Annotated in this window: 21 protein-coding genes; 3 read left to right on the top strand and 18 right to left on the bottom strand. The window is 61.4% G+C overall.

Translation table 11 applies throughout. The features are described 5' to 3' along the window. Positions 1 to 7: 7 nt before the first annotated feature. From glgA to HBO24_RS01285, 5 genes are all read right to left on the bottom strand, one after another. Positions 8 to 1,567 (bottom strand): glycogen synthase GlgA, encoded by a 1,560-nt coding sequence (glgA, locus tag HBO24_RS01305; RefSeq protein WP_057436591.1) that lies wholly within the window; start codon positions 1,565 to 1,567, stop codon positions 8 to 10. 558 nt (positions 1,568 to 2,125) lie between these two features. After that, the gene (locus HBO24_RS01300; RefSeq protein ID WP_170059166.1) at positions 2,126 to 3,079 is read right to left on the bottom strand and encodes a D-2-hydroxyacid dehydrogenase family protein; all 954 of its coding nucleotides are present in this window, start codon (positions 3,077 to 3,079) and stop codon (positions 2,126 to 2,128) included. Between the two features lie 34 nt (positions 3,080 to 3,113). Further along, complete coding sequence (locus HBO24_RS01295) at positions 3,114 to 3,542, bottom strand: YqaA family protein (protein ID WP_057436587.1); 429 nt, start codon at positions 3,540 to 3,542, stop codon at positions 3,114 to 3,116. Between the two features lie 3 nt (positions 3,543 to 3,545). Further along, the gene (locus HBO24_RS01290) at positions 3,546 to 3,992 is read right to left on the bottom strand and encodes a DUF411 domain-containing protein (RefSeq protein ID WP_057959482.1); all 447 of its coding nucleotides are present in this window, start codon (positions 3,990 to 3,992) and stop codon (positions 3,546 to 3,548) included. A gap of 166 nt (positions 3,993 to 4,158) precedes the next feature. Beyond that, complete coding sequence (locus tag HBO24_RS01285; RefSeq protein WP_057436584.1) at positions 4,159 to 4,608, bottom strand: SRPBCC family protein; 450 nt, start codon at positions 4,606 to 4,608, stop codon at positions 4,159 to 4,161. A gap of 263 nt (positions 4,609 to 4,871) precedes the next feature. Here HBO24_RS01285 and HBO24_RS01280 point away from each other — a divergent pair, with 263 nt between their 5' ends. Beyond that, complete coding sequence (locus HBO24_RS01280; RefSeq protein WP_170059165.1) at positions 4,872 to 5,297, top strand: hypothetical protein; 426 nt, start codon at positions 4,872 to 4,874, stop codon at positions 5,295 to 5,297. 51 nt (positions 5,298 to 5,348) lie between these two features. Here the strand turns inward: HBO24_RS01280 and HBO24_RS01275 are convergent, their stop codons facing one another. The 12 genes from HBO24_RS01275 to arnC all read right to left on the bottom strand — a co-directional run bounded on the left by HBO24_RS01275 (position 5,349) and on the right by arnC (position 18,367). Next, on the bottom strand, positions 5,349 to 6,500 hold the full coding sequence (locus HBO24_RS01275) for an acyl-CoA dehydrogenase family protein (protein ID WP_057436580.1): 1,152 nt from the start codon (positions 6,498 to 6,500) through the stop codon (positions 5,349 to 5,351). A gap of 3 nt (positions 6,501 to 6,503) precedes the next feature. Further along, a complete protein-coding gene (locus HBO24_RS01270) occupies positions 6,504 to 7,610 on the bottom strand; it encodes an enoyl-CoA hydratase/isomerase family protein (protein WP_170059164.1) in 1,107 nt (368 codons plus the stop codon). A gap of 158 nt (positions 7,611 to 7,768) precedes the next feature. Then, positions 7,769 to 8,473 (bottom strand): HPP family protein, encoded by a 705-nt coding sequence (locus tag HBO24_RS01265; RefSeq protein WP_115128242.1) that lies wholly within the window; start codon positions 8,471 to 8,473, stop codon positions 7,769 to 7,771. A gap of 188 nt (positions 8,474 to 8,661) precedes the next feature. Further along, on the bottom strand, positions 8,662 to 8,880 hold the full coding sequence (locus HBO24_RS01260) for a type VI secretion system contractile sheath small subunit (protein ID WP_233092047.1): 219 nt from the start codon (positions 8,878 to 8,880) through the stop codon (positions 8,662 to 8,664). A 190-nt stretch (positions 8,881 to 9,070) separates the two neighbouring features. Further along, positions 9,071 to 10,678, bottom strand: a complete 1,608-nt coding sequence (locus HBO24_RS01255; RefSeq protein WP_170059163.1) for a glycosyltransferase family 39 protein — start codon at positions 10,676 to 10,678, stop codon at positions 9,071 to 9,073. 3 nt (positions 10,679 to 10,681) lie between these two features. Continuing rightward, complete coding sequence (locus HBO24_RS01250) at positions 10,682 to 12,055, bottom strand: UDP-glucose/GDP-mannose dehydrogenase family protein (protein WP_057436571.1); 1,374 nt, start codon at positions 12,053 to 12,055, stop codon at positions 10,682 to 10,684. After that, entirely contained in the window at positions 12,052 to 12,456 is a 405-nt protein-coding gene (arnF, locus tag HBO24_RS01245; RefSeq protein WP_170059162.1) for a 4-amino-4-deoxy-L-arabinose-phosphoundecaprenol flippase subunit ArnF, read from the bottom strand. Before arnF ends, HBO24_RS01250 begins: the two co-directional genes overlap by 4 nt. Next, positions 12,453 to 12,800 (bottom strand): 4-amino-4-deoxy-L-arabinose-phosphoundecaprenol flippase subunit ArnE, encoded by a 348-nt coding sequence (gene arnE, locus HBO24_RS01240; protein ID WP_057959490.1) that lies wholly within the window; start codon positions 12,798 to 12,800, stop codon positions 12,453 to 12,455. Before arnE ends, arnF begins: the two co-directional genes overlap by 4 nt. Further along, positions 12,797 to 14,452 carry a lipid IV(A) 4-amino-4-deoxy-L-arabinosyltransferase gene (gene arnT, locus HBO24_RS01235; RefSeq protein WP_170059161.1) on the bottom strand — a complete coding sequence of 552 codons (1,656 nt, stop codon included), beginning with the start codon at positions 14,450 to 14,452 and terminating at the stop codon, positions 12,797 to 12,799. The genes arnE and arnT overlap by 4 nt, the downstream gene beginning before the upstream one ends. Further along, positions 14,449 to 15,336: a 4-deoxy-4-formamido-L-arabinose-phosphoundecaprenol deformylase gene (arnD, locus tag HBO24_RS01230; protein ID WP_170059307.1), complete on the bottom strand. Its 888-nt coding sequence runs from the start codon at positions 15,334 to 15,336 to the stop codon at positions 14,449 to 14,451. The genes arnT and arnD overlap by 4 nt, the downstream gene beginning before the upstream one ends. Further along, positions 15,333 to 17,336, bottom strand: coding sequence for a bifunctional UDP-4-amino-4-deoxy-L-arabinose formyltransferase/UDP-glucuronic acid oxidase ArnA (gene arnA / locus HBO24_RS01225; RefSeq protein ID WP_170059160.1), 2,004 nt, complete (start codon positions 17,334 to 17,336; stop codon positions 15,333 to 15,335). The genes arnD and arnA overlap by 4 nt, the downstream gene beginning before the upstream one ends. After that, entirely contained in the window at positions 17,333 to 18,367 is a 1,035-nt protein-coding gene (gene arnC, locus HBO24_RS01220; protein WP_170059159.1) for an undecaprenyl-phosphate 4-deoxy-4-formamido-L-arabinose transferase, read from the bottom strand. The genes arnA and arnC overlap by 4 nt, the downstream gene beginning before the upstream one ends. Before the next feature lie 453 nt (positions 18,368 to 18,820). On the opposite strand from arnC, the gene HBO24_RS01215 reads away from it, so the two are divergent. Both HBO24_RS01215 and HBO24_RS01210 read left to right on the top strand, forming a co-directional pair. Beyond that, the gene (locus HBO24_RS01215) at positions 18,821 to 19,606 is read left to right on the top strand and encodes a hypothetical protein (protein WP_170059158.1); all 786 of its coding nucleotides are present in this window, start codon (positions 18,821 to 18,823) and stop codon (positions 19,604 to 19,606) included. A 108-nt stretch (positions 19,607 to 19,714) separates the two neighbouring features. Continuing rightward, positions 19,715 to 20,629 carry a tyrosine-type recombinase/integrase gene (locus HBO24_RS01210; protein ID WP_057436550.1) on the top strand — a complete coding sequence of 305 codons (915 nt, stop codon included), beginning with the start codon at positions 19,715 to 19,717 and terminating at the stop codon, positions 20,627 to 20,629. Here the strand turns inward: HBO24_RS01210 and HBO24_RS01205 are convergent, their stop codons facing one another. Then, positions 20,630 to 23,095 (bottom strand): fimbria/pilus outer membrane usher protein, encoded by a 2,466-nt coding sequence (locus HBO24_RS01205; protein ID WP_262152747.1) that lies wholly within the window; start codon positions 23,093 to 23,095, stop codon positions 20,630 to 20,632. It lies immediately after the preceding gene. Positions 23,096 to 23,206 lie beyond the last annotated feature (111 nt).

Below are 23,206 nucleotides of genomic sequence, written 5' to 3'. Positions count from 1 at the left end.
AACCTCTTTATACTTTTCCTGATTTTCCCAGCGCTTTCGCTACCAGTTGTTCGTAAAGTTCGGCATAGGGTTCCACCGCCTGGCACCAGTTGAATGGCGCGGACATGGCCCGGCAGCGCATGGCGTTGAGCAGGCCGGGGAAGGCAAACACCTTGAAGGCACGGGCGAGGGCGGCTTCGTAGCTTTCGACGGTAGATTCGTCGAACAAAAAGCCGGTCACGCCATCTTCGATGGTGTCAGCCAGGCCGCCGGTATTGCGCGCCACCGGCAGCGAACCGAAGCGCTGGGCGTACATCTGGCTCAGGCCGCAGGGCTCGTAGCGCGAGGGCATCAATAAAAAGTCGCTGCCGGCAAACATGCGGCGGGCGTCGGTTTCGTTAAAGCCGATCCGCACGCCGATGCGGCCGGGGAAGCGCAGGGCCAGGGCGCGCATGGCTTGTTCTTCTTCCGGCTCGCCACGGCCGATAATGGCAATTTGCCCGCCGTTTTCGACGATAAAGCCGGCGACGGCTTCGGTCAGGTCCAGACCTTTTTGGTAGACCAGGCGTGACACCACGGCAAACAGCGGGCCGCTGGACGCGTCCAGGCCGAACAGCTTGCGTACGTGGCTGGCGTTGACCGCCTTGCCTTGCCAGTCGCCGATATTGAATGGGTGGTCCAGGTGTGGGTCGGTGGACGACTCCCAGCTTTCATCAATGCCGTTGGGGATGCCACTGAGCAGGCCTTGCTGGGTCTTGCTGGCAAGGAAGCCATCCAGGCCGCAGCCGAACTCGGGGGTGGTGATCTCCCGGGCGTAGGTGGCGCTGACCGTGGTGATATGGCTGGAATAGGCCATGCCGGCCTTGAGGAACGACATCTTGCCGTAGAACTCCATGCCTTCCTGTTGCAAGGCATGTTCGGGAATCCCCAGCTCCGGGCACGAGGCCAGGCTGACCACGCCCTGATAGGCCAGGTTATGGATGGTAAACAGCGTGGGGGTGCGCGAACCCCGCCAGTGCATGTAGGCCGGCGCCAGGCCGGCTGGCCAGTCGTGGGCATGCACCAGATCCGGGCACCAGTGGATTTGCGCGAGGTTGGCGGCGATATCGGCGGCGGCCAGGCCCAGGCGGGCGAAGCGGATATGGTTGTCGGGCCAGTCGCGGCCGTTGTTGGCGCCATAGGGCGTGCCTTCACGCTCGTACAGTTCGGGGCAGATCAGCACATAGATGACCAGGCCGTCCTTGAGGTCCATGCGCCCGATCTTGCACGGTGGCAGCGCGGCATGCCCGCCCAGTTCGCCGATGATATGGATCGGGTTGTCGCTGTCCAACACCTGGCGGTAGCCCGGAATCAGCACCCGTACATCGTGCAGGTGGGCCATGGCTCGGGGCAGGGCAGCGGACACATCCCCCAGGCCGCCGGTTTTCACCAGATCAGCCAGCTCCGAGGTCACAAACAGTACTTTCTTACGATTGGGATTTTGCGACGACACCGACCGCACTGGGCCGGGAAGGTCAACCAAGGTGGTTGGTCCATCGACCGGCTGACTAAAACGCTGTCCCTGAGTTCCCGAAGCGGCACTTATCATTGTTCTCTCCCATGTGTTGGTCAACTGAGCGCCTGAGGCCCCAGCGAAAATCAACCGCGTCCTGCGGTCACGCGCACTAGCACTGCACAGACTGGCAAGGCTTATGCCAATTGCACCGAACTGATAAATAGATTGGATGGGCGGACGTCCGGCTGGCGCCGGTGGCGTGCGTCCTACCTTAAACCTGACCTACGGCAGAGTTGGAAAGTTTCGATTTATTGCGGGGGCTTTTGTTCTGATCGTGACCCATCGGTCATCAGTCTAGGACACAGCCCAGAGCCTGCAAGGGCTGTGGGAAAAATTTGTAGGACAATATCTTTTTTGCGGCGGTGTGGTGGGTGGGGATCGTATCGATGGCTGGGTGCGTAGAGGCACGAGAGGGGGACTGCTGCGCAGTCCAACGCGGGCAAGCCCGCTCGCCACAGGGGATGGGTGCCTCTTGGCGGGGCGCCGAGGCAGTGCTGCTCGATAGTGGTGCGCGGTCGTGCTTAAAGTGATTTATTAAGAGTTAATATAGTTATATATCAATGAGTTATAGGTGATATCTAATGTTTTGTATCAGTTCAGGCCGCGCCGTATCTCCCCCGCAGCCCACGCCTGGATGTCTTCAATCATCTGCCCATAGAACTGCCGGTAGTTCTGCTCGCTGACGTAGCCCACATGGGGTGTGGCCAATACATTGGGCAGATGGCGGAATTCATGGTCCGCCGGCAATGGCTCCTGCCCGAACACATCCAGCGCTGCGCCGGCCAATCGGCCATGGCGCAGTGCATCGACCAACGCCGCTTCATCAACGATCGGCCCGCGTGCGGTGTTGACCAGACGTGCACTGGGCTTCATCCAGCCCAGGGCCTGGGCATCCACCAGTCCACGGCTGCGCTCGCTGAGCACCAGGTGAATCGACAGCACATCGGCCTGCTCGAACAATTGGCGCTTGCTGACCCAGGTGACCCCCACGGCGGCGGCGCGTTCCGGGGTAAGGTTTTCGCTCCAGGCAATCACGCGCATGCCAAACACCTGGCCAAACTGCGCCACGCGCTGGCCAATACTGCCCAGGCCGAGGATGCCCAGGGTCTTGCCATGCAGATCGCCGCCCAGCCCTTGTTGCCACTGGCCGGCGCGCAGGGCGTTGGCTTCAGCCAGCAGATTGCGCGTGGATGCCATGATCAACGCCCAGGTCAGCTCCGGCGCCGCGTGCTTGTAGCTGTCGGTGCCGCACACCTGGATGCCCAGGGCCTTGGCCGCGGCCAGGTCGATGGCCGCATTGCGCATACCACCGGTGACCAGCAGTTTAAGCGCCGGCAACCCATGCAACAGCGCCTGATCGAAAAGCGTGCGCTCGCGCATCACGCAAATCACCTCAAACCCCTGCAAGCGAGCGATCAGGGTGGCGGTATCGGCCGGATAGTCGTGCAGGAAATGCACCTGGCCGACCGCCTCCAGCACGGACCAATCCACCACGTCCCGCGCGACGTCTTGCCAATCATCTATGACTGCGAACTGTACGGACATACACACCTGCCTTGCGTTAACTGGGGATTGACCGTTACACCCAATGCACAGCCATTGCCACCACCGCGTAACGGGCCGCCTTGGCCAGGCTGACGATCAATATAAAACGCCAGAGCGGCTCCCGCATCACGCCGGCCACCAGGGTCAGTGGGTCGCCGATGATCGGCAGCCAACTGAGCAGCAGTGACCAATGGCCCCAACGACGATAATGGCCGCGGGACTTTTCCAACTGTGCAGCGCTCACAGGAAACCAGCGACGGTCCTTGAACAGCTCGACCGAACGGCCCAGCAACCAATTGACCAACGAGCCCAATACGTTGCCCAGGGTCGCGATGCCGAGCAGTAGCCACAGCGAGTAGCTGCCATTGAGCAGCAGCGCCACCAGCACCGCTTCCGATTGCAGCGGTAACAGCGTAGCCGCCCCGAAAGCGCTGAGAAACAGCCCGGCATAGCCTGCAAACATAGATCAGTGGGCCGGGTATTCGGCTACCACCACATCTTTGCCGGCGCGGGTCAGGCCAATGACTTGATAGGCATCGCTCATGCCCTGGGTTTCCATCCCTGGCGAGCCCATGGGCATGCCTGGTGCGGCGATGCCCAACAGATCGTCGCGCTTGCGCAGGGCCAACACTTGATCAGCCGGCACATGGCCTTCGACGAACTTGCCGTCGATCACCGCGGTATGGCAGGACGCCAGGCGCGGAGCCACGCCCAGGCGCTGCTTGACCGAGCTCATGTCGGCTTCCACATGATCGTTGACCTTGAACCCGTTGGCTTCGAGGTGGCTGATCCATTTTTTGCAGCAGCCGCAGTTGGCATCGCGATGCACGTCAATTGGGATCAGTTCGGCGGCCTGGGCCAGGCTGGTCATGAACAGGGCGGACAGTAAAGTCAGGCGCAGGGTGGTTTTCATAGACAGGTCCCATCGGTTACGGAGTGCGCAAAGAGCGCGCATTGTCCGCGCTTTTGCGAAGCAGGTGAGGTGGTTATGTTTCGAAATTATACGCGCACGCGACAGTCTCGGAGCTTAGCGTCCGCTGCTGTCAGCAAACTGAGAGAAAGATGACAAGTTTGTCAGCTCAGAACGATTCCAGGCGTTGCTTGAGTTGGTCCATGGCCTGGTTCGACAGCGCCACCATGCGCGCTTGCAAGGTATCGAGCTGCAGCTCGGTCTCATAGCTGAGCACCCGGGTAAACAGGGTGCCGCTGCCGCGCGTCTGGAGAAAGTAGTGAATGCTGCCATCCACGGCGAGGGAGGTGAACACGGTCTTGAACTCCCGGGGCGGCACGGCGATCTGCACCCGGTAGCTCATGGGCACTCGTACCCCCAGCAGGTCGATCATTTCGGTGAAGCGCTGGCCAACGGGCAGTGAGCCGCTGGTACCGGTGTCTGCGCTCAACGAGGTTGGGTGCCATTCGTGCCAGCGGTCGGGCTGGGTCACATAGTCGTAGACGGTTTCGATGGGGGCTTGGATGTAGCGCTCCTGGCTGATCCGCTCGGCGCGGATCCGGTGATCGACGACACTCATGACACACCTCCTGTGTGGTGAGAACGGGCACTAGGAGCTAGACAGATTAGTCGGACTTACGGGCATTGCACTGGGTGATCAATCTTATAAGCAGGCTAACCACTGGGCATCACCCGCAGAGGGACCGTCATGCACTCATTACACGGGGTAAAAAGAAATAAAAGCCAACGTTTTAGACTGTCAGATTTGACAGTTTTTTATATTCACGACTCGTTATCTAATGAGCACGCAACTTATTAATCAGTCATTTGGATGGCGAGAAAATGTCTAACGATACGCGCACAAGAATTGTGAAAGGCAATGCCCGCTCAACCGGCACCATGCAAGCGACAGTCACCATAGACAATACGCCCGGCACAGACTTTGTTGCGGACTTTGTTTGGTATGGCCGCCTCCAGGATTCAGTTCACCTATACGGTGACCAGGGGACTGCACCCAACCCCACGGCCATCGAAGCGGCTTTGCAGGCTGGCACTCCCTCCGGAAAGTATCAGCTTGGAGACGCGGAGCTGCGCGTCCTGGACTTTTACACGCTGGATTCATCCACGCCATGGATCACAAGAGAGGGCCACGTTGATGTTACGTTTTCTCCAGACGGAAAACGTGCTGAAGGAACGATGTTTATCAAGGCCATACGTGAAAGAAAAACACTGACGGCGTCTGTGAAGTTCGACATGAAAAACCTATGACAGTCTCTTGTTTGCCGATTGCTCCCCTACAAAGGGAGCAATCGTTAGTGATCAGAGCTGATAGTGCTTCAGTTCCCGTGCAATCACCATGCGCTGGATCTCACTGGTACCCTCATAAATCTGCGTAATCCGCGCATCCCGGTAGTAGCGTTCCACAGGGTAGTCTTCCAGGTAGCCATAGCCGCCATGGATCTGCATCGCCGAAGAGCAGACTTTCTCGGCCATTTCCGAAGCAAACAGCTTGGCCTGGGAGGCTTCGGACAGGCACGGCTTGCCCGCACTGCGCAACCGTGCGGCATGCAGGATCAGCAAGCGTGCGGCATTGAGGCGGGTCTGCATGTCGGCCAGCAGGTTGGCCACGCTCTGGTGCTCAATAATGGCCTTGTCGAACTGCACCCGGTCACGGGCGTAGGCCAATGCCGCTTCAAAGGCCGCGCGGGCAATGCCCAGGGCCTGGGCGGCGATACCGATGCGCCCACCCTCCAGGTTGGACAGGGCAATGGCCAGACCCTTGCCGCGTTCGCCCAGCAGGTTGGCTTCCGGCACGCTGCACTGGCTGAGGGTCACGGCGCAGGTGTCCGAGGCGCGGATGCCCATCTTGTGTTCGGTACGGTCCACGGTAAAACCTGGGGTGTCGGTGGGCACCAGGAACGCCGAAATGCCCTTTTTGCCCAACTCCGGGTCGGTCACTGCAAACACAATCGCTAATTTGGCCCGTTTGCCATTGCTGACAAACTGCTTGGCGCCGTTGATCACCCACTGGCCATCACGCAATTCGGCGCGGGTGCGCAGGTTGTGGGCTTCGGAGCCGGCCTGGGGCTCGGTCAGGCAAAAGCAGCCGATGGCCTGGCCGCTGGCCAGTTCAGCCAGCCAGGTTTCTTTCTGTGCCTGTGTGCCGTAGTTGAGGATCGGCCCGCAACCCACTGAATTATGGATACTCATCAGCGCGCCTACCGCGCCGTCACCCGCAGAAATCTCCTCGACGGCCAGGGCGTAGGCCACGTAATCCACATAGGTGCCCCCCCATTCTTCCGGCACTACCATGCCCAGCAGGCCCAGTTCTCCCATCTTGGCGACCAGGCCGTCGTCGATCCAGCCGGCCTTTTCCCAGGCCTGGGCATGGGGCGCGATTTCGCCACGGGCAAAGTCGCGCGCCATGTCGCGAATCATGACTTGTTCTTCTGTAAATTCAATATCTTGCATGAGTTAGTTCCCGTTCTTCGCGAAGTCTTGGAAGAAGCTGTCGACGTGGTGCTGGTCCAATGCCGAGAGCGTTGGCGGGTTCCAGCGCGGGGCTTTGTCCTTGTCGATCAACAACGCGCGCACGCCTTCGATCAGGTCGCCCCGGGCGAACCACTGGCGGTCCAGGTGCAGCTCCAGGGCGAAGCAGTCTTCCAGTGCCAGGTGGCGACCGCGTCGCAGCATCTGCAGGGTGACGGCCATGGCCAAGGGGGAGCGGGTCTGCATCAACTGCGCGGTGCTCAGCGCCCATTCATGGCTATCGGCGACGGTCACTTGTTGCAGTTGTTCGACAATGCTCGGCACATCCGGCTGGGCAAAGAAGTGGTCGATGGCCGGGCGCAGGGCGGCCAGTGGCGCATCCGGCAATTGTTGCACCGCAAGCTTGGCCAGCAAGCCTTGCAGGTCCTTGAGTGGCGAATCGTGCCATTGCAGGTGGTCGAGTTTCTGATCCAGTTCCGCCAGCCTGGCGCTGTCCAGGTACCAGTCGGCGAGCCCACAGTACAGCGCGTCGGCAGCGCGGATCTGCACCCCGGTCACCCCCAGGTAAATCCCCAGTTCGCCAGGAATGCGCGGCAGGAAGTAGCTGCCGCCCACATCCGGGAAGTAACCGATGGCCACTTCCGGCATGGCCAGGCGGCTGCGTTCGGTGACAACCCGCAGGTCGGCCCCCTGGACCAGGCCCATGCCGCCGCCCAGGACAAAGCCGTCCATCAGGGCGAGGACCGGCTTGCGGTAATGATGAATGGCCAGGTCGAGGGCGTATTCTTCGACGAAGAAGTCTTCATGCAGGGTGTCGCCACCCTTGAAGCTGTCGTATAGCGAGCGGATATCGCCACCGGCGCACAAGGCTTTCTCGCCGGCGCCGCGCAACACCACGGCATGCACCTGGGCATCCTCGGCCCAGGCGCGCAAATGCGCCGAAAGGCTGCGGACCATGTCCAGGGTGATGGCATTGAGGCCGGCGGGGCGGTTGAGGGTCAGGTGGCCGATATGGTTGCGTACTTCGGCCAGGACGCTGTCCTGGGAGGACTGGGTGCTGCATGTCGCCTGGGACTGAGCCTGAGCAGTCATCTGTAACTCCCTGCTTTTATTGTTCTTTATCAAAATGTTCGCGGGCGAACCATCTCCGGATCGTACCAGTGCAAATTTGCCCAGTACAAGCCGGAATCCTGCAGGTCATCTTTGCATTTATGCAGGGGGTATTCGATAAAAAACCAGGGTGGGTGCGCCTACACCCGGCTGGCCAGCACTTGGCCAATGCTGCGGCGGCGCGCATGGTCTTCGGCGATGTGGATCAGCTCTTCCAGTTCGCTGGGGGTGACGTCGAAAAACTGCTCCATTTGCGCCAACGCCTGCTCCAGGTCCACGGCGGTGATTTTGGCGTCCACCTCCCGAGCGTGCGGTTGCACCATCACCGGCACCTCGGCGGGGCCCTTGGGGTAACGGGTGCGGGTCAGGTTGTTATAGGCCAGGGCCGAGAGCAGCAGGGTGCCAGCCCCCAGCATGACCGGCCCGACTTCCTGCCAGCCCAGGGCGATGCTGGCCGGGTCGGCAAGGACCAGGGTCATGGCCAGGCCACCCGAGGGCGGGTGCAGGCAACGCAGCCAGCACATCAGCATCAACGCCATGCCCGCCGCAAGGCAGGCACTGCCCAGGGTCCGGCCCAAGACCCGGGCTACCAGCAAGGCCACCACACTGGCGCATAGATAGCTGCCAATAATCGACCATGGCTGGGCGAGGGCCCCCGATGACACCGCAAACAACAGCACGGCAGAAGCCCCCAGCGGACCCAGCAGGTGCATGGCCACTTCCAGGCCATACACCTGGGCGCAGAGCCATACGGTAAACAGGGTGCCCAGGGCCATGCCGATGGCGGCGCGGCTCCATTCGGCGGGACGGGTATTGATAGCAGCGGGTAACCAACGAGCGAGCATTGCGGGGCAGTCCAATCTTCAAAGGCGAGCAGGAAATAATGCCGGATCAGGCAAAAAGAAGGGCTTTGCGGTTTCCCGCAAAGCCCAACGAAAGTTCCAACATTTGGGGGAGGAACCGGCGCAGTGTGCCGATCAATCAAACCCCTCGCCAATGCATATTAATGCAGGTTAAGTGCAGTATTTTTGCATCAACACCGCTCATACCCCAGGCTGACCTTGCCCAGCACCCGCTCGTGGTTCTCGGCATTGATCAACGACTTCTGCACACTTTCCCGCAACCGTGGGTCACTGGCCAGCGGCCCCTTGAGCGCGACCAGGGCGTCGCGCAGCTCCATCAGCCGATCAAGGGTGGGCATGGGGATATAGCCGACATGTACCTGCTCAATAGGCAATTGCTCTTTAGTCATGGCGGCGATCCTCTGAGGCGTCTTTTGAACGTTTGGCGGTAACTATGCAGCACAGATGTAAAACCAGTTTAGCGCCGGGGTTATGGGGCTGATAGGGGCGCTGGTACCGGCGTTTACGGATACAAACGTAGGAGCTTTCTTGATAGTGCGTGTGGCGCTTATGACCACCCCACAGGGCTTTAAATGCCTGCTATGGCCCAGCCCGCTCCAGACGCAGCAGCACATAGGTGTTTTTATCGAATGACCCCGTCAGTACCGGCGTCAACCCGCGCCAGCGTGGTTCATCGAGGCGCTGGAAATCAGCCTGGTCCATCACCAGCCACGCCGGCGTCGGCAACGAGGCCAGGTCGGCAGGTGCCTGGGTAAACAGCGGCACGCGGTCACACTCCACATTGACCATGAACTTAATGGCCTTGGCGTCTTTACCCAAGCCATGCAATACCAGCGGCGCCGGGTCCTGCTGGATCAGCGCATGGGCCTCGCGGGCAAAGGTGCGGGTGTCGTAGAGGCGGCGCTCCACGGGTTCGACCACCAGGATGTACAGGCCCCAAACCGCCAGCACCGCGCAAAACGCCGGCCCCACCGGGCGCCAGCGCCACTTGAGGAGCATCCCCACGCTCAGGAGCTGCAAGCCGATCAACAGGCCCAACACGCCCTGGAAATGCTCCAGCTGCGCAGCAAAGCGCTGGCGCGCCACCAGCAGCGCGCCGATCAACAGCCCCGGGGTCAGCGCCCACAGCCCCAGCATCAAGCCCCGCAGCCCCTTGAACAGCCGCCCGTCCACCCTGTGGAACGGGTACGCGGCGATAATCGCCACCATCGGCATCATCGGTAACACATAGCGGGCTTTTTTCGCCTCGGGGATCGACAGGCCAAGCAGCACGATCAAACCCGCAGCCGTGCACCCCAGCAACAACTGCCATGCGCTATCAGCGGTGCGCCGGGGATTGAACAGCACCGCCAGTAGCACCAGCAGGGCCAACGGGTAGGCCGGGGCGTAGTTGCCCAGGGAGCTGCTGAAGTAATACCAGACGCTGCTGGAGCCTTCGCGGCCGTCCATGCGCCCGAGGAACTGCATGCGGATCACGTCCTGCATAAAGCTTTCGCCACCACTGACCTTGGCCAGCAACAGCAGCAAGCCGACACACGCCAGCAGCAGCGCCAAGGCCAGCACGCCGAAGCTGAACAACCGGCGCCACTGACGGTTGAGCAGGTAATAGCTGCACAACACCCCGGTGGGGATGACCAGGCCGATGGGCCCGCGAATCGCAAAGCCGAGCAATAACAGGAGCAATAGCCAGGGCAGGCGCCGAGGACTGGCGAAGTGATCGTGGGCGTAGCCCAGGTAAAACAGCGCCAGGGTCACCGCCGCCAGCATCTGATCCAGGGAAACCGCGCGGGTTTCGCTGATAAATGTGCTGCTGAGCAACAACAACGCGATGCTCAGCAGCGCCCAGCGCTGGGAGTAGGGCGCGGTCAGGCGGTAGACCAGGGCGACGATGACCGCTGAGGCAACGGCGGTCGGCAGCCAGGCACTGAAGCTGGTGACCCGCCCCAGGGGCAGCGACAACAGCCAGGTCAGCAGGGTTGAGGTCGACAGGTAATCGGCATACGGCTGGCCATAGGTGGTGGGGAAAAACCCCGGCCCGTGGCGCAACATCTCCTGGGCGAACAGCACAAAGCGTGAGTCAAAACCGATAATTGCCTGGTCCCAGTTGCCGGCGACAAACAGCAGCAGCGCCAGGAGCCCGACGCCCCAGGATTGGCGGTGCAGGGCCGGGCTGGCTAGCTTGTCCACGCCTCAGGCCTCCAGCAGCCGGGGTACCCACTGTTGCTGGGGGATCGGCAAGTCGCAGGACTGCCCACGCCCTATCGGGAAGTAGTGGAAGCCCTTGCGCGCCAGGCGCTCGGCGTCATACAGGTTGCGCCCGTCAAAGATCACCGGCGCCTTGAGGCGTGCGTGCAGCAGGTCGAAATCCGGGGCTTTGAACTGCTGCCACTCAGTGCAGATGATCAAGGCATCGGCGCCGCCCAGGGTCGATTCCGGGGTGCCCATCAGCATCAGGCGCGGGTCATCACCGTACAGCTTCTGGGTTTCCTGCATGGCCTCGGGGTCGAAGGCCCGCACGTTGGCCCCGGCGGCCCACAGCGATTCCATCAGCACCCGGCTAGGGGCATCGCGCATGTCGTCGGTGTTGGGCTTGAACGCCAGGCCCCACAAGGCGAAGGTCTTGCCGCGCAGTTCGCCTTTGTAGAACGCCCGGATCCGCTCGAACAGTTTGCTTTTCTGCCGCTGGTTGATGGCTTCCACCGCTTCGAGCAGGTCACTGGAGCAGTTGGCTTGGCGAGCGCTGTGGATCAGCGCGCGCATGTCCTTGGGGAAGCACGAGCCGCCGTAGCCGCAGCCCGGGTAGATAAAGTGGTAGCCGATCCGCGAGTCGGCGCCGATGCCCAGGCGCACCGATTCGATATCGGCCCCCAGGTGCTCGGCCAGCTCGGCGATCTGGTTGATAAAGCTGATCTTGGTCGCCAGCATGCAGTTGGCGGCGTACTTGGTCAGCTCGGCGCTGCGCACATCCATAAAGATAATGCGGTCGTGGTTGCGGTTGAACGGCGCGTACAGGTCGCGCATCACCTCGCGCACTTCTTCGCGCTCGCAACCGATGATGATCCGGTCGGGGCGTCGGCAGTCGGCCACCGCAGAGCCTTCCTTGAGGAATTCCGGGTTGGAGACAATATCGAACACCAGGCTGCGCCCGGCCAGGGCCTTGTCGATATGGGCGCGCAGGGTGTCGCCGGTGCCCACCGGGACCGTGGATTTTTCCACCAGGATTACCGGCTCGACGCGATGGCGGGCCACCGCATCGCCCACCGACAGCACATACTTCAAGTCCGCCGAGCCGTCTTCGTCAGAAGGCGTGCCAACCGCAATAAACAACACTTCGCCATGCTCGACCGCGAGTTTTTCCTGGCTGGTAAAGGTCAACCGGCCGTTTTCCAGGTTTTCCCGGACCAGGCTGGCAAGCCCCGGCTCGAAAATGCTCACATGGCCCTGTTGCAGCAGGCGCACCTTGTTTTCGTCAACGTCCATGCAGATCACATCGTGACCGACCTCGGCCAATACGGTGGCCTGTACCAGGCCAACGTAACCACTACCAAATACGCTGATTTTCATGGGGTATTCCTGGGGCTTGTGTTGCCGATACGACGGGAGTTGATGGTCAGCACACCCAGGATGACCAGAGCCACCCCCAAGGTCCGTGACAGGGAAAAGGGTTCGTTGAAGCCCGGCAAGCTGGCCGCCAGCAGGTACACCAGGACGTAGCTGATACTCAGCAACGAATAGGCGCGACCCAGGGGCAGGTGCTGCAGCGCGCCGAGCCAGCACAGCATCGACAGGGCGTAGGCCACGATGGCCAGGGCGACCACGCCCAAGGCCACGGGATCAACCATGGGCACGGCGAGCCACTCCGCCGGCCATGGCAGGCGCGTCATGCTCCAGCGCATGCCCAACTGGGCCGCGCTGACCAGTGCCACGCTGGATAACGCCAGGGTGAAACCGCGCAACCGGCTCATACCTGGCCTCCCAGCAGCAGCACGCCGGCCATCACCAGGGCCACGCCCACCCAGTGGCGGCGATCCACCGGCTCATGGAACACAAAGCGCGCCACCAGGGTGATCAATACAAAATTCAGGCTGAGCATCGGGTAGGCAATCCCCACTTCCAGGCGTTGTAGCACCAGCAGCCACACCAGCAGGCCCAGGCCCAGGCACAGCAGGGCCGACCAGAGCCAGGGCGAGCGCAGTTTCAACGCCCAGCCCGCAGGCTGGCCGCGCCAGCCTTCCACGGCATACTTTTGCGCGATCTGGCCCATGCAGGTCAGCAGGCACGCGGCCAGGAGCAGCAGCAGGGTGATCAAGGCGCCACCTGCGGGAACAGCAGAATCACCATATTGCCTTGCTCGTAGCGCTTGCCGTCTGCGGGCAGCAATGCCAGTTCGCGTTGCTCAGATGCGCCCTTCACGCGCATTACCACGCCCACCGAACCCTGTTTGCGCGCGTCGCCCAGCCACTGCTGGACGCTTGCGAGGTCGACCCGGCGGGAGCTGCTGTCGGCATAGGCCAGGCCGTATTTGACTTCACCGATGGTGTTGTACAGCGCCACGTCCGGGCGCTTGAGCCGCCACGCCAGGGCCGAGGCTGCGCCCAGGTCGTTGCTCAGCAGGCGCTGGGTAGCCGCCAGTTCAACGGCGTGGTCGATAATGAACTGGTCCGGTGTCTTGTTATTGACCACCGAGTGCGGCAACGCCGCCGGCACCAGGGCCACCAGTAACCAACTGCCCAGTGCCGGCGCCGCCCACAAACGCAACGGGCGTACCGCCTGCAGCAGGTTGGCGATGATCCAGCCCAGCAGCACGCTGAACACCAGCACCAGGCTCAGCAGTTCCTGCTGCGGGGCATAAATCGGCTTCTTCAACTGGAAGTACACGATTGCCAGCAGGCCCAGCACCCCGATAATCAGGTTGAGCCAGCCATTGACTTGCAGCACCCGGCCACGGGCCTGGGCCAGCTTGTCGGTCAGGGTATGGCCCATCAGCAATGCCAAAGGCAGCAGGCACGGCAGGATATAGGCCGGCAGCTTGCCCTTGCTCAGGCTGAAAAACGCCAGGGGCATCAGCAGCCACAACAACAGGAAACCGATCTTGTGCGTGCGTTTTTCCTGCCACGCCTGTTTCAGGGTGGAGGGCAGCAGGGCCAGCCACGGCAAGCTGAACGCGGCCAGCAACGGCAGGTAGTACCACCAGGCCTCTTCGTGCTGGGCATCTTCACCGGCAAAACGCTGGATGTGTTCGTGCCAGAAGAAGAAGTTCCAGTAGTCGGGCTCCTGGGCATGCACCATCAGCGCCCAGGGCAGGCTGACCGCAATCGCCACCGCCACGGCAACCAGGCCATAGGCCAACAGCTCACGCAAACGCTTTTGCCAGACCATATAGGGCAGGGCGATCAATACCGGCAGCAGCCACGCCAGAAAACCCTTGGTCATGAAGCCCATGGCGCAGGCAAACCCCAGCAAGGCCCAGGCCGCCAGGCGGGCGCGTCGGGTCTGGCTGTCGATACATAGCCACAAGGCCACGCCGCTGAGGTTGACCCAGAAACTGAACTGCGGGTCGAGGTTGGCGTAGCCACCGGACATCGCCACGCTGATAAAACTCATGTACAGCACGCTGCTGACCAGGCTCTTGCGCGGATCGTTCCACAGGCGCCGAGCCATGAAGTACACCAGCAATATGCTCAAGCCCGTGGCCAGCGCAGAGGCTACGCGCACGCCGAACAGGTTCTGCCCGAACAGCGCCTGGCCAAGGGCGATCATCCAGTAGCCGGCCGCCGGTTTTTCGAAATAGCGGATGCCCATAAAGTGCGGCGACGCCCATTTGCCGGTCAGCAGCATTTCCTGGCTGATCTGCGCATAGCGGGTTTCGTCCGGGATCCACAGGCCATGGGTGACCATCGGCAACAGATAGCACAGGCCGAAGACCAACAGGAGCAGGGGCAGGGCCCAACGTCGGATCATGCCTGTTGCACTCCCAGCCAGCCTTCGCGGCCGCCGAGTACGCCGCGTGTCAGATGCGCCAGGGGCAGGCTGGCCGGATCGGCCGGCAGCAGGTTGCCCAAGGGTTGGAACTGGATGCCGCGCTGTCCTGCCTGGGCGAGCAACTGGCGAAATTCATTGGCCATCAGAATCCCTTCTACTTCTGCGTGGATCGTATAGACGTTGAGTGTCGATTCGGTGAACCGATCAAGAATGAAGCGATTGAAGTCCTTGGCCGCGACCTGTGGCCCGACCACCTCGTCGAAGGTCGGCAAGTCCACCGGGACCTGTGGCGTGCCAGCGCTGCCATCGGCGAGGACCGGGCGGAACAGGCTGGTGCCACGACAATCGCTGTTGTAGCGCAAGCCAAAGCCTTGCTTGGCCTGCACCACACGCTCATCGGCCCGCCAGCCGGCGGCGGCAGAACACTGCACCGGGGCGCCGAGGATATCGCCCAGGGTGTCGAGCCCACGGCGTACCTGCTCCACCAACTGCGCATCGCTCCAGCGCCCGGCATTGGCTTGCCAGCCATGATGATCCCAGGCGTGCAGGCCCACTTCGTGCCCGGCGGCCTTGGCCTGGCGCATCAGGTGCCCGAGGTCGCGGCCAATCGGCTTGCCCGGCCAGGCAGTGCCGGCCAGCAGAATGTCCCAGCCATACAGCCCGGCAGCGTTGGAGCGCAGCATCTTCCACAGGAACTGCGGGCGAATCAGGCGCCACAAGTGGCGGCCCATGTTGTCCGGGCCGACACTGAAGAAGAACGTCGCCTTGATGCCGGCCTCATCCAGCAACTCCAGCAACCGTGGCACGCCATCACGGGTGCCGCGGTAGGTGTCGACGTCGATGCGCAGACCTGCCTTCATTATTTGCCTGCTTCGCTGGACTGGGCGATTTCCAGCATTGCTTCACGCAGGAAGAAGTCCAGGGTGTTGCCGATGGTTTCGCTCATCGCCACGCTCGGCTCCCAGTTCAACAGGCGCTTGGCGTTGGCAATGCTCGGCTTGCGGTGCGCCACATCCTGATAACCGGCGCCGTAGAACGCCTTGCTTTCCACTTCGCGAAAGCCCGCGAATGGCGGGAAGTTACCGCGCAACGGGTGGGCCTCGAACTGACGCAGCAGTTCTTCGCCCAACTGGCGGATGCTGGCTTCGTTGTCCGGGTTGCCGATATTGATGATCTGGCCGTTGCACGCGTCGTTATCGTTGTCGATGATCCGCGCCAGGGCCTCGATGCCGTCGGCAATGTCGGTGAAGCAGCGCTTCTGCTCGCCGCCGTCAAACAGGCGGATCGGCGTGCCTTCCACCAGGTTGAGGATCAACTGGGTAATGGCCCGGGAGCTGCCGATGCGTGCCGAGTCCAGGCGATCCAGGCGCGGGCCCATCCAGTTGAATGGGCGGAACAGGGTAAAATTCAGACCCTTGGCGCCATAGGCCCAGATCACCCGGTCCAGCAACTGCTTGGAGACCGAGTAGATCCAGCGCTGTTTGTTGATCGGGCCGACCACCAGGTTGGAGGTGTCTTCGTCGAAGTTCTGGTCCTGGCACATGCCATAGACTTCAGAGGTCGACGGGAAAATCACGCGTTTGTTGTACTTGACGCAGTAGCGCACCAGCTTGAGGTTTTCTTCGAAGTCCAGCTCGAACACGCGCAGCGGGTTGCGGGTGTATTCGATTGGCGTGGCGATGGCCACCAGCGGCAGGACCACGTCGCATTTCTTGATGTGGTACTCGATCCACTCGGAGTGAATGCTGATATCGCCTTCCACATAATGGAAGTTGGGGTGGCTGCGCAGGCGCTCGATGGCGTCGGAGCCGATATCCAGGCCGTAGACTTCGTAGCGATCGTCGCGCAACAGGCGCTCGGACAGGTGGTTGCCGATAAAGCCGTTGACCCCCAGGATCAGCACGCGGGTACGCCGTGGTTTACCGCCCGATTCGGCGCCGCGCAGGATCGAGCCATCCACCAGGCCCAGCTCATCGGCCAGGGCCGGGCCGGTCAGGTACAGGCCATGGTCATTGCGCTGGCCGAAGTTGATGACCAGAGAGTCTTCACCGCAGGCAATGCGCAGCGGGTTGACGCTGATCACGCGGCCGGGCGCCTGGCCTTCGTTGCCCTTGAGTACTTCGGCTTGCCACACGATCAGCTTGTGTTCGCCCACGGCACAGAAGGCGCCAGGGTACGGCTGGGTCACGGCCCGCACCAGGTTGAACAGCTCTTCTGCAGGTTTGCTCCAGACGAGCTTGCCGTCCGCCGGGGTACGGCGGCCAAAGCAGGTGGCCTGGCTTTCGTCCTGGGCGGTTTCGCTCAACGTGCCCTTGGCCAGTTGCGGCAGCGCGTCACGCAGCAACTGGGTGGCCGCCTCGCGCAGCTTGGCGTGGAGTGTCAGGCCGGTGTCGCTGCGTTCGATCATGACTTTTTGCTGGGCGAGAATCGCGCCAGCATCCGCACGCTTGACCATGCGGTGCAGGGTCACGCCGGTTTCGGTTTCGCCGTTGACCAGCACCCAGTTGGCCGGCGCACGGCCACGGTACTTGGGCAGCAGCGAACCATGCAGGTTGAACGCGCCCTGGCGCGCGGTGGCCAACAGCGCTTCGCCCAGCAGGTTGCGGTAGTAGAACGAGAAGATGAAGTCCGGGTTCAGCTTGGCCACACGCTCGACCCACAGCGGGTGGTTGGCGTCTTCCGGCGCCTGCACCGGGATGCCGTGGCGGGCGCACAGCTGGGCGACCGAGCCGTAGAAGGTGTTTTCCTTGGGGTCATCGGCATGGGTGAACACGGCAGCAATCTGGTAGCCCGTAGCGAGCAGGGCTTCGATGCCTGCACAGCCAATGTCGTGGTAAGCAAAAACAACAGCTTTAGAACTCATGACGAAACCTGACTGGAAGAGGAAGTGGACGATTGGGAAGAGGGCAGGCCATCGACGATGACCGCTGGCGCTGGGGCTGTCGGCTCGTTGCGCAGCACCTTTTCAATAAAAAAGCGGGGGCGGGCACGCACATCGCTGTACATCCGCCCGAGGTATTCGCCCAACAGGCCCATGCCGATGAACTGCCCGCCAGTAAACACAAACAGCACGGCGAACAGCACGAACAGGCCATCGCCGGCCCAATCGGCACCAAAGGCCAGGCGCAGCACGATCAAGGCAAACGCAAACAGCATGCCCAGGGCCGCCAGGCTGAAGCCGACGATGGACAACAGGCGTAGAGGGGTGGTGGTCATGCAGGTCAACAAGTCGAACATCAGGCTGATCAGGCGCATGGCGCTGTATTTGGATTCGCCGTGTTCGCGCTCGGCGTGGTGCACCAGAATCTCCGTGGTATGGCGCGCAAAGCCGTTGGCCAGGATCGGGATAAAGGTGCTGCGCTCACGGCAGGCGAGCATGGCATCGACGATGGTGCGCCGGTAAGCGCGCAGCATGCAGCCATAGTCGGTCATGGCCACGCCGGTGGAGCGCTGCACGGCCAGGTTGATCAGGCGTGAAGGCCAGCGGCGAAAGGCCGAGTCCTGGCGGTTGTTGCGCACGGTGGCGACCACGTCGTAGCCCAGGGCGGCTTGCTCGACCAGGCGTGGAATCTCTTCGGGCGGGTTTTGCAGGTCGGCATCAAGGGTAATCACCACCTCGCCCCGGCATTGTTCGAAACCGGCCATGATTGCCGCGTGCTGGCCGTAGTTACGGTTGAGGATCACGGCCACCACATGGCTGCCGGCCTCGCTTGCCGCGTCTTCGAGCAGTTGGGCGGAACTGTCGCGGCTGCCGTCGTCTACCAGGATGATTTCATACTCATAGGCCAACTGCTCGCACGCCGCACAGGTACGGCGCAGCAGTTCGGGCAGGCTCTGTTCTTCGTTGTAGACCGGGATAACGATCGACACGCAATGAATAGGGTAGGGTTTCAAAGATTCATGACCTCGGATTAGAGCAACTTTGAGCGTAGAGATGACAACAAACATGGGATTAAAGTGCAGGCGACTCAATAAAAAATGGCCGATAGCATACCCATCCTGAGTAAAGCCCATTACGGCCAAAGATAAAGCATTATCAAGGGGTTAGTCAGCAAAGCAGGGCATTCCCTCAAGTATTGCGGCCAAGATTAAGCGCAAATTTGTCCAGCGAATATGAAAGGCAGATGAAAAACTCGTTTATTTGGTGGGCAGACAGCTAGTGTTCAGCTAGACAATAAGGAACGCAGACAAACGATAACTGTTTGCGCTGTAGTCATTATCTGTAAGTGCTTTAGTGCGTATTCACGCTGAATCACCCGGTTTGTTAATCCGTGGCGCCTGAAGAATCTTCTCTGCAACCCTCTGCAAGTCCCGGTAAAGTAAGCGATCTCTTGCCTGGGTAGTCGGATGAACAGCGTGCAGATACGGCCAGTCTTGATGATGTTGTGGATGACGCTAGGCGCGGCCCATGCTGCCCGGGCGGACGAGGGACTGAGCCTGACGCCGGTCGTTCAGGTTCCTGCCGGGGTCGAAGTCAGGGGCCGGCAGGTCGCCGCGTATAGCTGGGATGACCGGCAGGGCCACAACCTGTTGGTGTTGGCCGAGCAGGAAGCCGGCGAGCGCGATGACGACGGCACACAATCGGCGGCGATCTATGCTGCGCAGTACCTGCTGGAGGGTGACCGGCCCAAGCGTCTGTGGATGCTGCATGACGATGTGCAGCGTTGCGAATTCGACGCCGGCCTGCATTTCGATAGCGCCGCGACTCACGTCACCGACCTGCTGGGGGATGGCCCCAGCCAAGTGACCGTGGGCTATTCGCGCACCTGCACCAGTGATGTCAGCCCCCGTGAATTCAAGCTGATCATGCATATCGGCAAATCACACAAATACGGACTGCGCGGGGTTGACCGCTATGGCGCCAGTTGGTGGGACGAGGAAGCCGGCGCCCTGTGCGGCATGCCGCTGCCCACCGATTGCAGTGTTGCCGGGCAGCAGGCGTTGCTCAGTCAATACCAGGAGCAGGGCACCGACCTGCCATTGCCAGGCTGCTACAACGACGAGCAGGACTTCGCCAAGGCGCCCGCCAAGTTGTTGGCTTTCATGCGTCAGCAGTGGTTTGCGCTGATGCAAAAACAGAACACCGACTGGAGCCAGGAGCAAAGCCCGGCACCCGCCGAGGATGAGCCCTAGTTTGGTATGCAGCGCCGACCTGGGTTAGACTCGGCGCTCGCCAAACCACTAAATACTGAGATTAAACATAGGCTTAGTCTCTATATTTAATCTCAAGGCTGATCTATTTTGACCGAGATTTCCCGCAACCCCCTGACCCTGTATCTCGCGCGCCTGGCGCCTTCCAGCCAACTGACCATGCGCTACGTGCTGCAAGATGCCGCCGACCGCCTGGGTTTCGAAGAGATCAACCTCGAAGATATCGACTGGCATCTGTTGCAACCGGAACACGTAATGGCCCTGGTCGCCGTGTTGCGCGAAGACGGGTATGCACCCAACACCTCATCGCTGTACGTCAACGCCGTGCGCGGGGTAATGAACGAAGCCTGGCGCATCAGCCTGATCAGCCAGGAACACCTGCTGAAGATGCGTTCGGTCAAAGCCACCGCCGGCACGCGCTTGAGCCAGGGGCGTAACCTGCGTCGCACCTTGATTCGCGAACTGATGGATGTCTGCGCCGCCGACCCACGGCCGCAGGGCCTGCGGGACGCGGCGGTGATCGGGATCCTCTACGGTTCGGGGATGCGCAAGTCAGAGTCGGTCAACCTCGACCTGGCCCAGGTGAACTTTGCCGAACGCAGCCTGCGGGTGACGGGCAAGGGCAACAAGGAACTGCTCAAGTACGCACCGGCCTGGGCATTTGCCAAATTGCAGGCATGGCTGGAGTTTCGCCGCGAGCAGTTAAAGGAAGGGGAGCAGGACGATAGCTTCCTGTTCAACCGCATCCGCCGCGGCAGCCATATCACCCGCGAACGCATCACCAAACATGCGATTTACTACATTGCCCGCCAGCGTGGTGAACAGGTCGGTGTGAAGATCATGCCCCATGATTTCCGCCGCTCGTTTATTACCCGGGTGATTGAAGAACATGACTTGTCCATTGCGCAGAAACTGGCGCACCACACCAATATCCAGACCACCGCCAGCTACGACGTGCGCGATGACAACGAGCGGCGGCGGGCGATTGATCGGTTTGATCTTTGATCAACGGTCACCATCGGGTTCGCTGCTACACACCAACGCCTGGCGCTCGTAGTTCAGCGCCTTGTCTTGCGCGGGCAGTGCATACGATGCAGTGCATTGCCGGCCCCCCCACTTGATCGTCAGGCTGCCCTGGTCCTCTTCAACCAGTACCAAGGCGTTACCGCTGGGGTCGGCGATGGCCAACTGCTTGCCGCTGGCGTCTTCCAGTGAGGCGCCAAACGTCAGGCGCTGGTGCTGTGCATCAAACAGCTCAAACAGCACGCGACGCCCGGTTTTGCCGCTGTAGCGGGCCAATACCACCGCCCCACGGCGCGGCACCACTTGCTGTGTGGCCTGGGTGATTTCTACATCACCGCCCAGGTCACGGGTGTCGAGGCTGATCCAGTTCACTCGATAAGGTTGCGCCGAGGGGATGACGGCATAGCCGTTGCGCCCGGTTTCGACGCCGCTGTAGCTGCTGATTTTTGCCCCACTGATGCCCGGTACCTGTACCAGGGCGAAGGTCTCGCTGACGGTCTGCCCCAAGTTGATGCCACCCGCATGCGCCACTACCGAGCCGGAAACGTTGAGGTTTTGTGAGTCATAACCACGCCCCTGGCTGTACCCCAGGCTGATATCGGCCATGGAGGTGCGGCTGTTGATGTTGGCCGATCCCGATTGGCCGCCGGTGCTGCTATGGCCGGCCTGGACTGAATAGAACACATCGCTGGTATCTGCCACATAACCGTTGATACCGGCCTGGGTGCTGGTGTCGCCTTGCTGCGTACTGGTGGTGACAAAAGCGCGGGGTGCCCGAGGCTGGCTGCCCAAGGGAAACGAAACAGACAGGTTGAACTGGGTGTCGGAGTCGGGTGCGCCCCAACTGGCGATCTGCTTGGTGCGTGTCACGCCCAGGTTGTAGCTCAGGTCCCCCCAGTTGTTGTTATAGCCGGCCGAAAAGCTCTGGGAGCCGCCACGGTTCCAATAGCGCTGATCGCTGGCGTTCACATACAGGCTACCGAACTCACGGTTGCGCCCGAGACTTTGGTTGATCGTCAGGTCGGTACGGGTTTTCGAGTTACCGGTACGTTTGACTGCCTCTTCGCTGGTGTCCTCGACGTGGTCGGTCAGGGTGCGGTAACCCTCGGTCGAATACCGATACGCCGCCAGCGTAAAGTTGGTGTCAGTGCCAGCAAAGGTCTTGGCATACAACGCACGCACACTGTTGCCCTGGGTGGTTTGCCCCTGGGCGGCGCTCGACGAGTGCGTGACGTCCATGGACACGGCACCCAGCGATGTGTTGCGGCCAACCCCCAGGGAGAACGCCTTGTAGTCTTCACTGACTTGCAGGCCGACAATCCCGCTGAGGTTGCTGGTGAGGCCGTAGGCGAGGGTGCTGCTGACAAATTGCGGGCTCGCCAAACCGTCAGCATTGCTGCTGAATTTACCGGCCGAAACGCTGTATTTGACCTGCCCTTCACGCACCATGATCGGCAGGCTGGAGAACGCCTGCGTGGTCACACGCCGACGGCCATCGGCCTCGATGATGGTGATTTCCAGGTCGCCGTTCGAACCGCTGGGGTAGATATCGTTGATCTCGAAAGGCCCGGGTGCGACGTTGGCGGTGTACAGGATGTAGTCGTTCTGGCGGATTTCCACCGTGGCGTTGGTCTGCGCCACGCCACGAATCACTGGCGCATAACCACGCTCGCTGTCGGCGCGCATGCCTTCGTCGGACGCCAGCTTCAGGCCCCGGTAGCGCACGCTGTCGAACAGGTCGGTATCGGAAAAAATCTCGCCGGCACTGAACTGCCCCTTAAGCGCGGTCACGTCATGCTGCACGTAGCTGCGGTTGCTGGTGAAGGTGCTCGGCCGGCCGGTGCCGCTACTCAGGTTCGACTCATTGCGCAGCCGCCAGGCGCCCAGGTTAATGCCGTTGCGCAGCCCCAGGTTGTTGTTGATGCGCGTTTCATAGTCGCCGGCAGTGCGGCTGCTGTTGAGTTGATAGTTGATAAACGCCGCCGGCACACCATCCTCCCACAGCTGGGGATCGACATAGCCACGCATGCCACGTTGCATCGCGACCTGCGGAATGCTCGCCGCCAGGCGCAGGCGACTGGCGTCATAGCGCAAGGTCGCCTGGTCGATCAGTGTCGGCAGGTCGTAGCAGTCCTGGGGCTGGTCGGGGTCGAGCTTGCCCTGGGCCTGCAACAGGCTCATGTCGATGCCCAGTTGCTTGAGCAGGTCCAGGGTCAGGCACGGATCGACCCGGCCGGTCTGTGGGTTGCGCTTGAAGTCGATGTCGCGCCGGCCCACCAGGACCTCGTTGCTGTACAGGTCGACCCGGTAGTTGCCGGGCAGCACGCTGTTGGCCGAGAGCAATTGCTGCAGGTCTACCGACGATTGCGCACCCTGCAAGAAGGTGGTGTTGAAGACGTTCACGGCGGGCTCATCGGCAATCGCCAAAGACGGAGAACCGGCAAGCATGGCCAGTGATAGCGTGCTCAACTTGAGTGATGTGCAAGTTGTCGACACGCGTGAAGTGCGCTCGCTTGATATGTAATGATTGGGCCTGCTGCCTAAAAGAAAAAACATGCA

The organism is Pseudomonas sp. WS 5410 (genome assembly GCF_012985645.1).
In the GTDB taxonomy this organism is placed as follows: domain Bacteria; phylum Pseudomonadota; class Gammaproteobacteria; order Pseudomonadales; family Pseudomonadaceae; genus Aquipseudomonas; species Aquipseudomonas shahriarae.
This window is presented reverse-complemented; position numbering and strand designations above follow the sequence as displayed.

Coding starts and splice junctions, on each gene's coding strand:
- HBO24_RS01260 (WP_233092047.1), bottom strand. CDS start 8,880: ATGACTAAAGAGCAATTGCCTATTGAGCAGGTACATGTCGGCTATATC.
- arnA (WP_170059160.1), bottom strand. CDS start 17,336: ATGAGTTCTAAAGCTGTTGTTTTTGCTTACCACGACATTGGCTGTGCA.
- HBO24_RS01300 (WP_170059166.1), bottom strand. CDS start 3,079: ATGTCCGTACAGTTCGCAGTCATAGATGATTGGCAAGACGTCGCGCGG.
- arnT (WP_170059161.1), bottom strand. CDS start 14,452: ATGATCCGACGTTGGGCCCTGCCCCTGCTCCTGTTGGTCTTCGGCCTG.
- glgA (WP_057436591.1), bottom strand. CDS start 1,567: ATGATAAGTGCCGCTTCGGGAACTCAGGGACAGCGTTTTAGTCAGCCG.
- HBO24_RS01275 (WP_057436580.1), bottom strand. CDS start 6,500: ATGCAAGATATTGAATTTACAGAAGAACAAGTCATGATTCGCGACATG.
- HBO24_RS01205 (WP_262152747.1), bottom strand. CDS start 23,095: ATGCTTGCCGGTTCTCCGTCTTTGGCGATTGCCGATGAGCCCGCCGTG.
- HBO24_RS01215 (WP_170059158.1), top strand. CDS start 18,821: ATGAACAGCGTGCAGATACGGCCAGTCTTGATGATGTTGTGGATGACG.
- HBO24_RS01250 (WP_057436571.1), bottom strand. CDS start 12,055: ATGAAAATCAGCGTATTTGGTAGTGGTTACGTTGGCCTGGTACAGGCC.
- HBO24_RS01285 (WP_057436584.1), bottom strand. CDS start 4,608: ATGAGTGTCGTCGATCACCGGATCCGCGCCGAGCGGATCAGCCAGGAG.
- arnF (WP_170059162.1), bottom strand. CDS start 12,456: ATGAGCCGGTTGCGCGGTTTCACCCTGGCGTTATCCAGCGTGGCACTG.
- HBO24_RS01265 (WP_115128242.1), bottom strand. CDS start 8,473: ATGCTCGCTCGTTGGTTACCCGCTGCTATCAATACCCGTCCCGCCGAA.
- HBO24_RS01280 (WP_170059165.1), top strand. CDS start 4,872: ATGTCTAACGATACGCGCACAAGAATTGTGAAAGGCAATGCCCGCTCA.
- HBO24_RS01295 (WP_057436587.1), bottom strand. CDS start 3,542: ATGTTTGCAGGCTATGCCGGGCTGTTTCTCAGCGCTTTCGGGGCGGCT.
- HBO24_RS01290 (WP_057959482.1), bottom strand. CDS start 3,992: ATGAAAACCACCCTGCGCCTGACTTTACTGTCCGCCCTGTTCATGACC.
- HBO24_RS01270 (WP_170059164.1), bottom strand. CDS start 7,610: ATGACTGCTCAGGCTCAGTCCCAGGCGACATGCAGCACCCAGTCCTCC.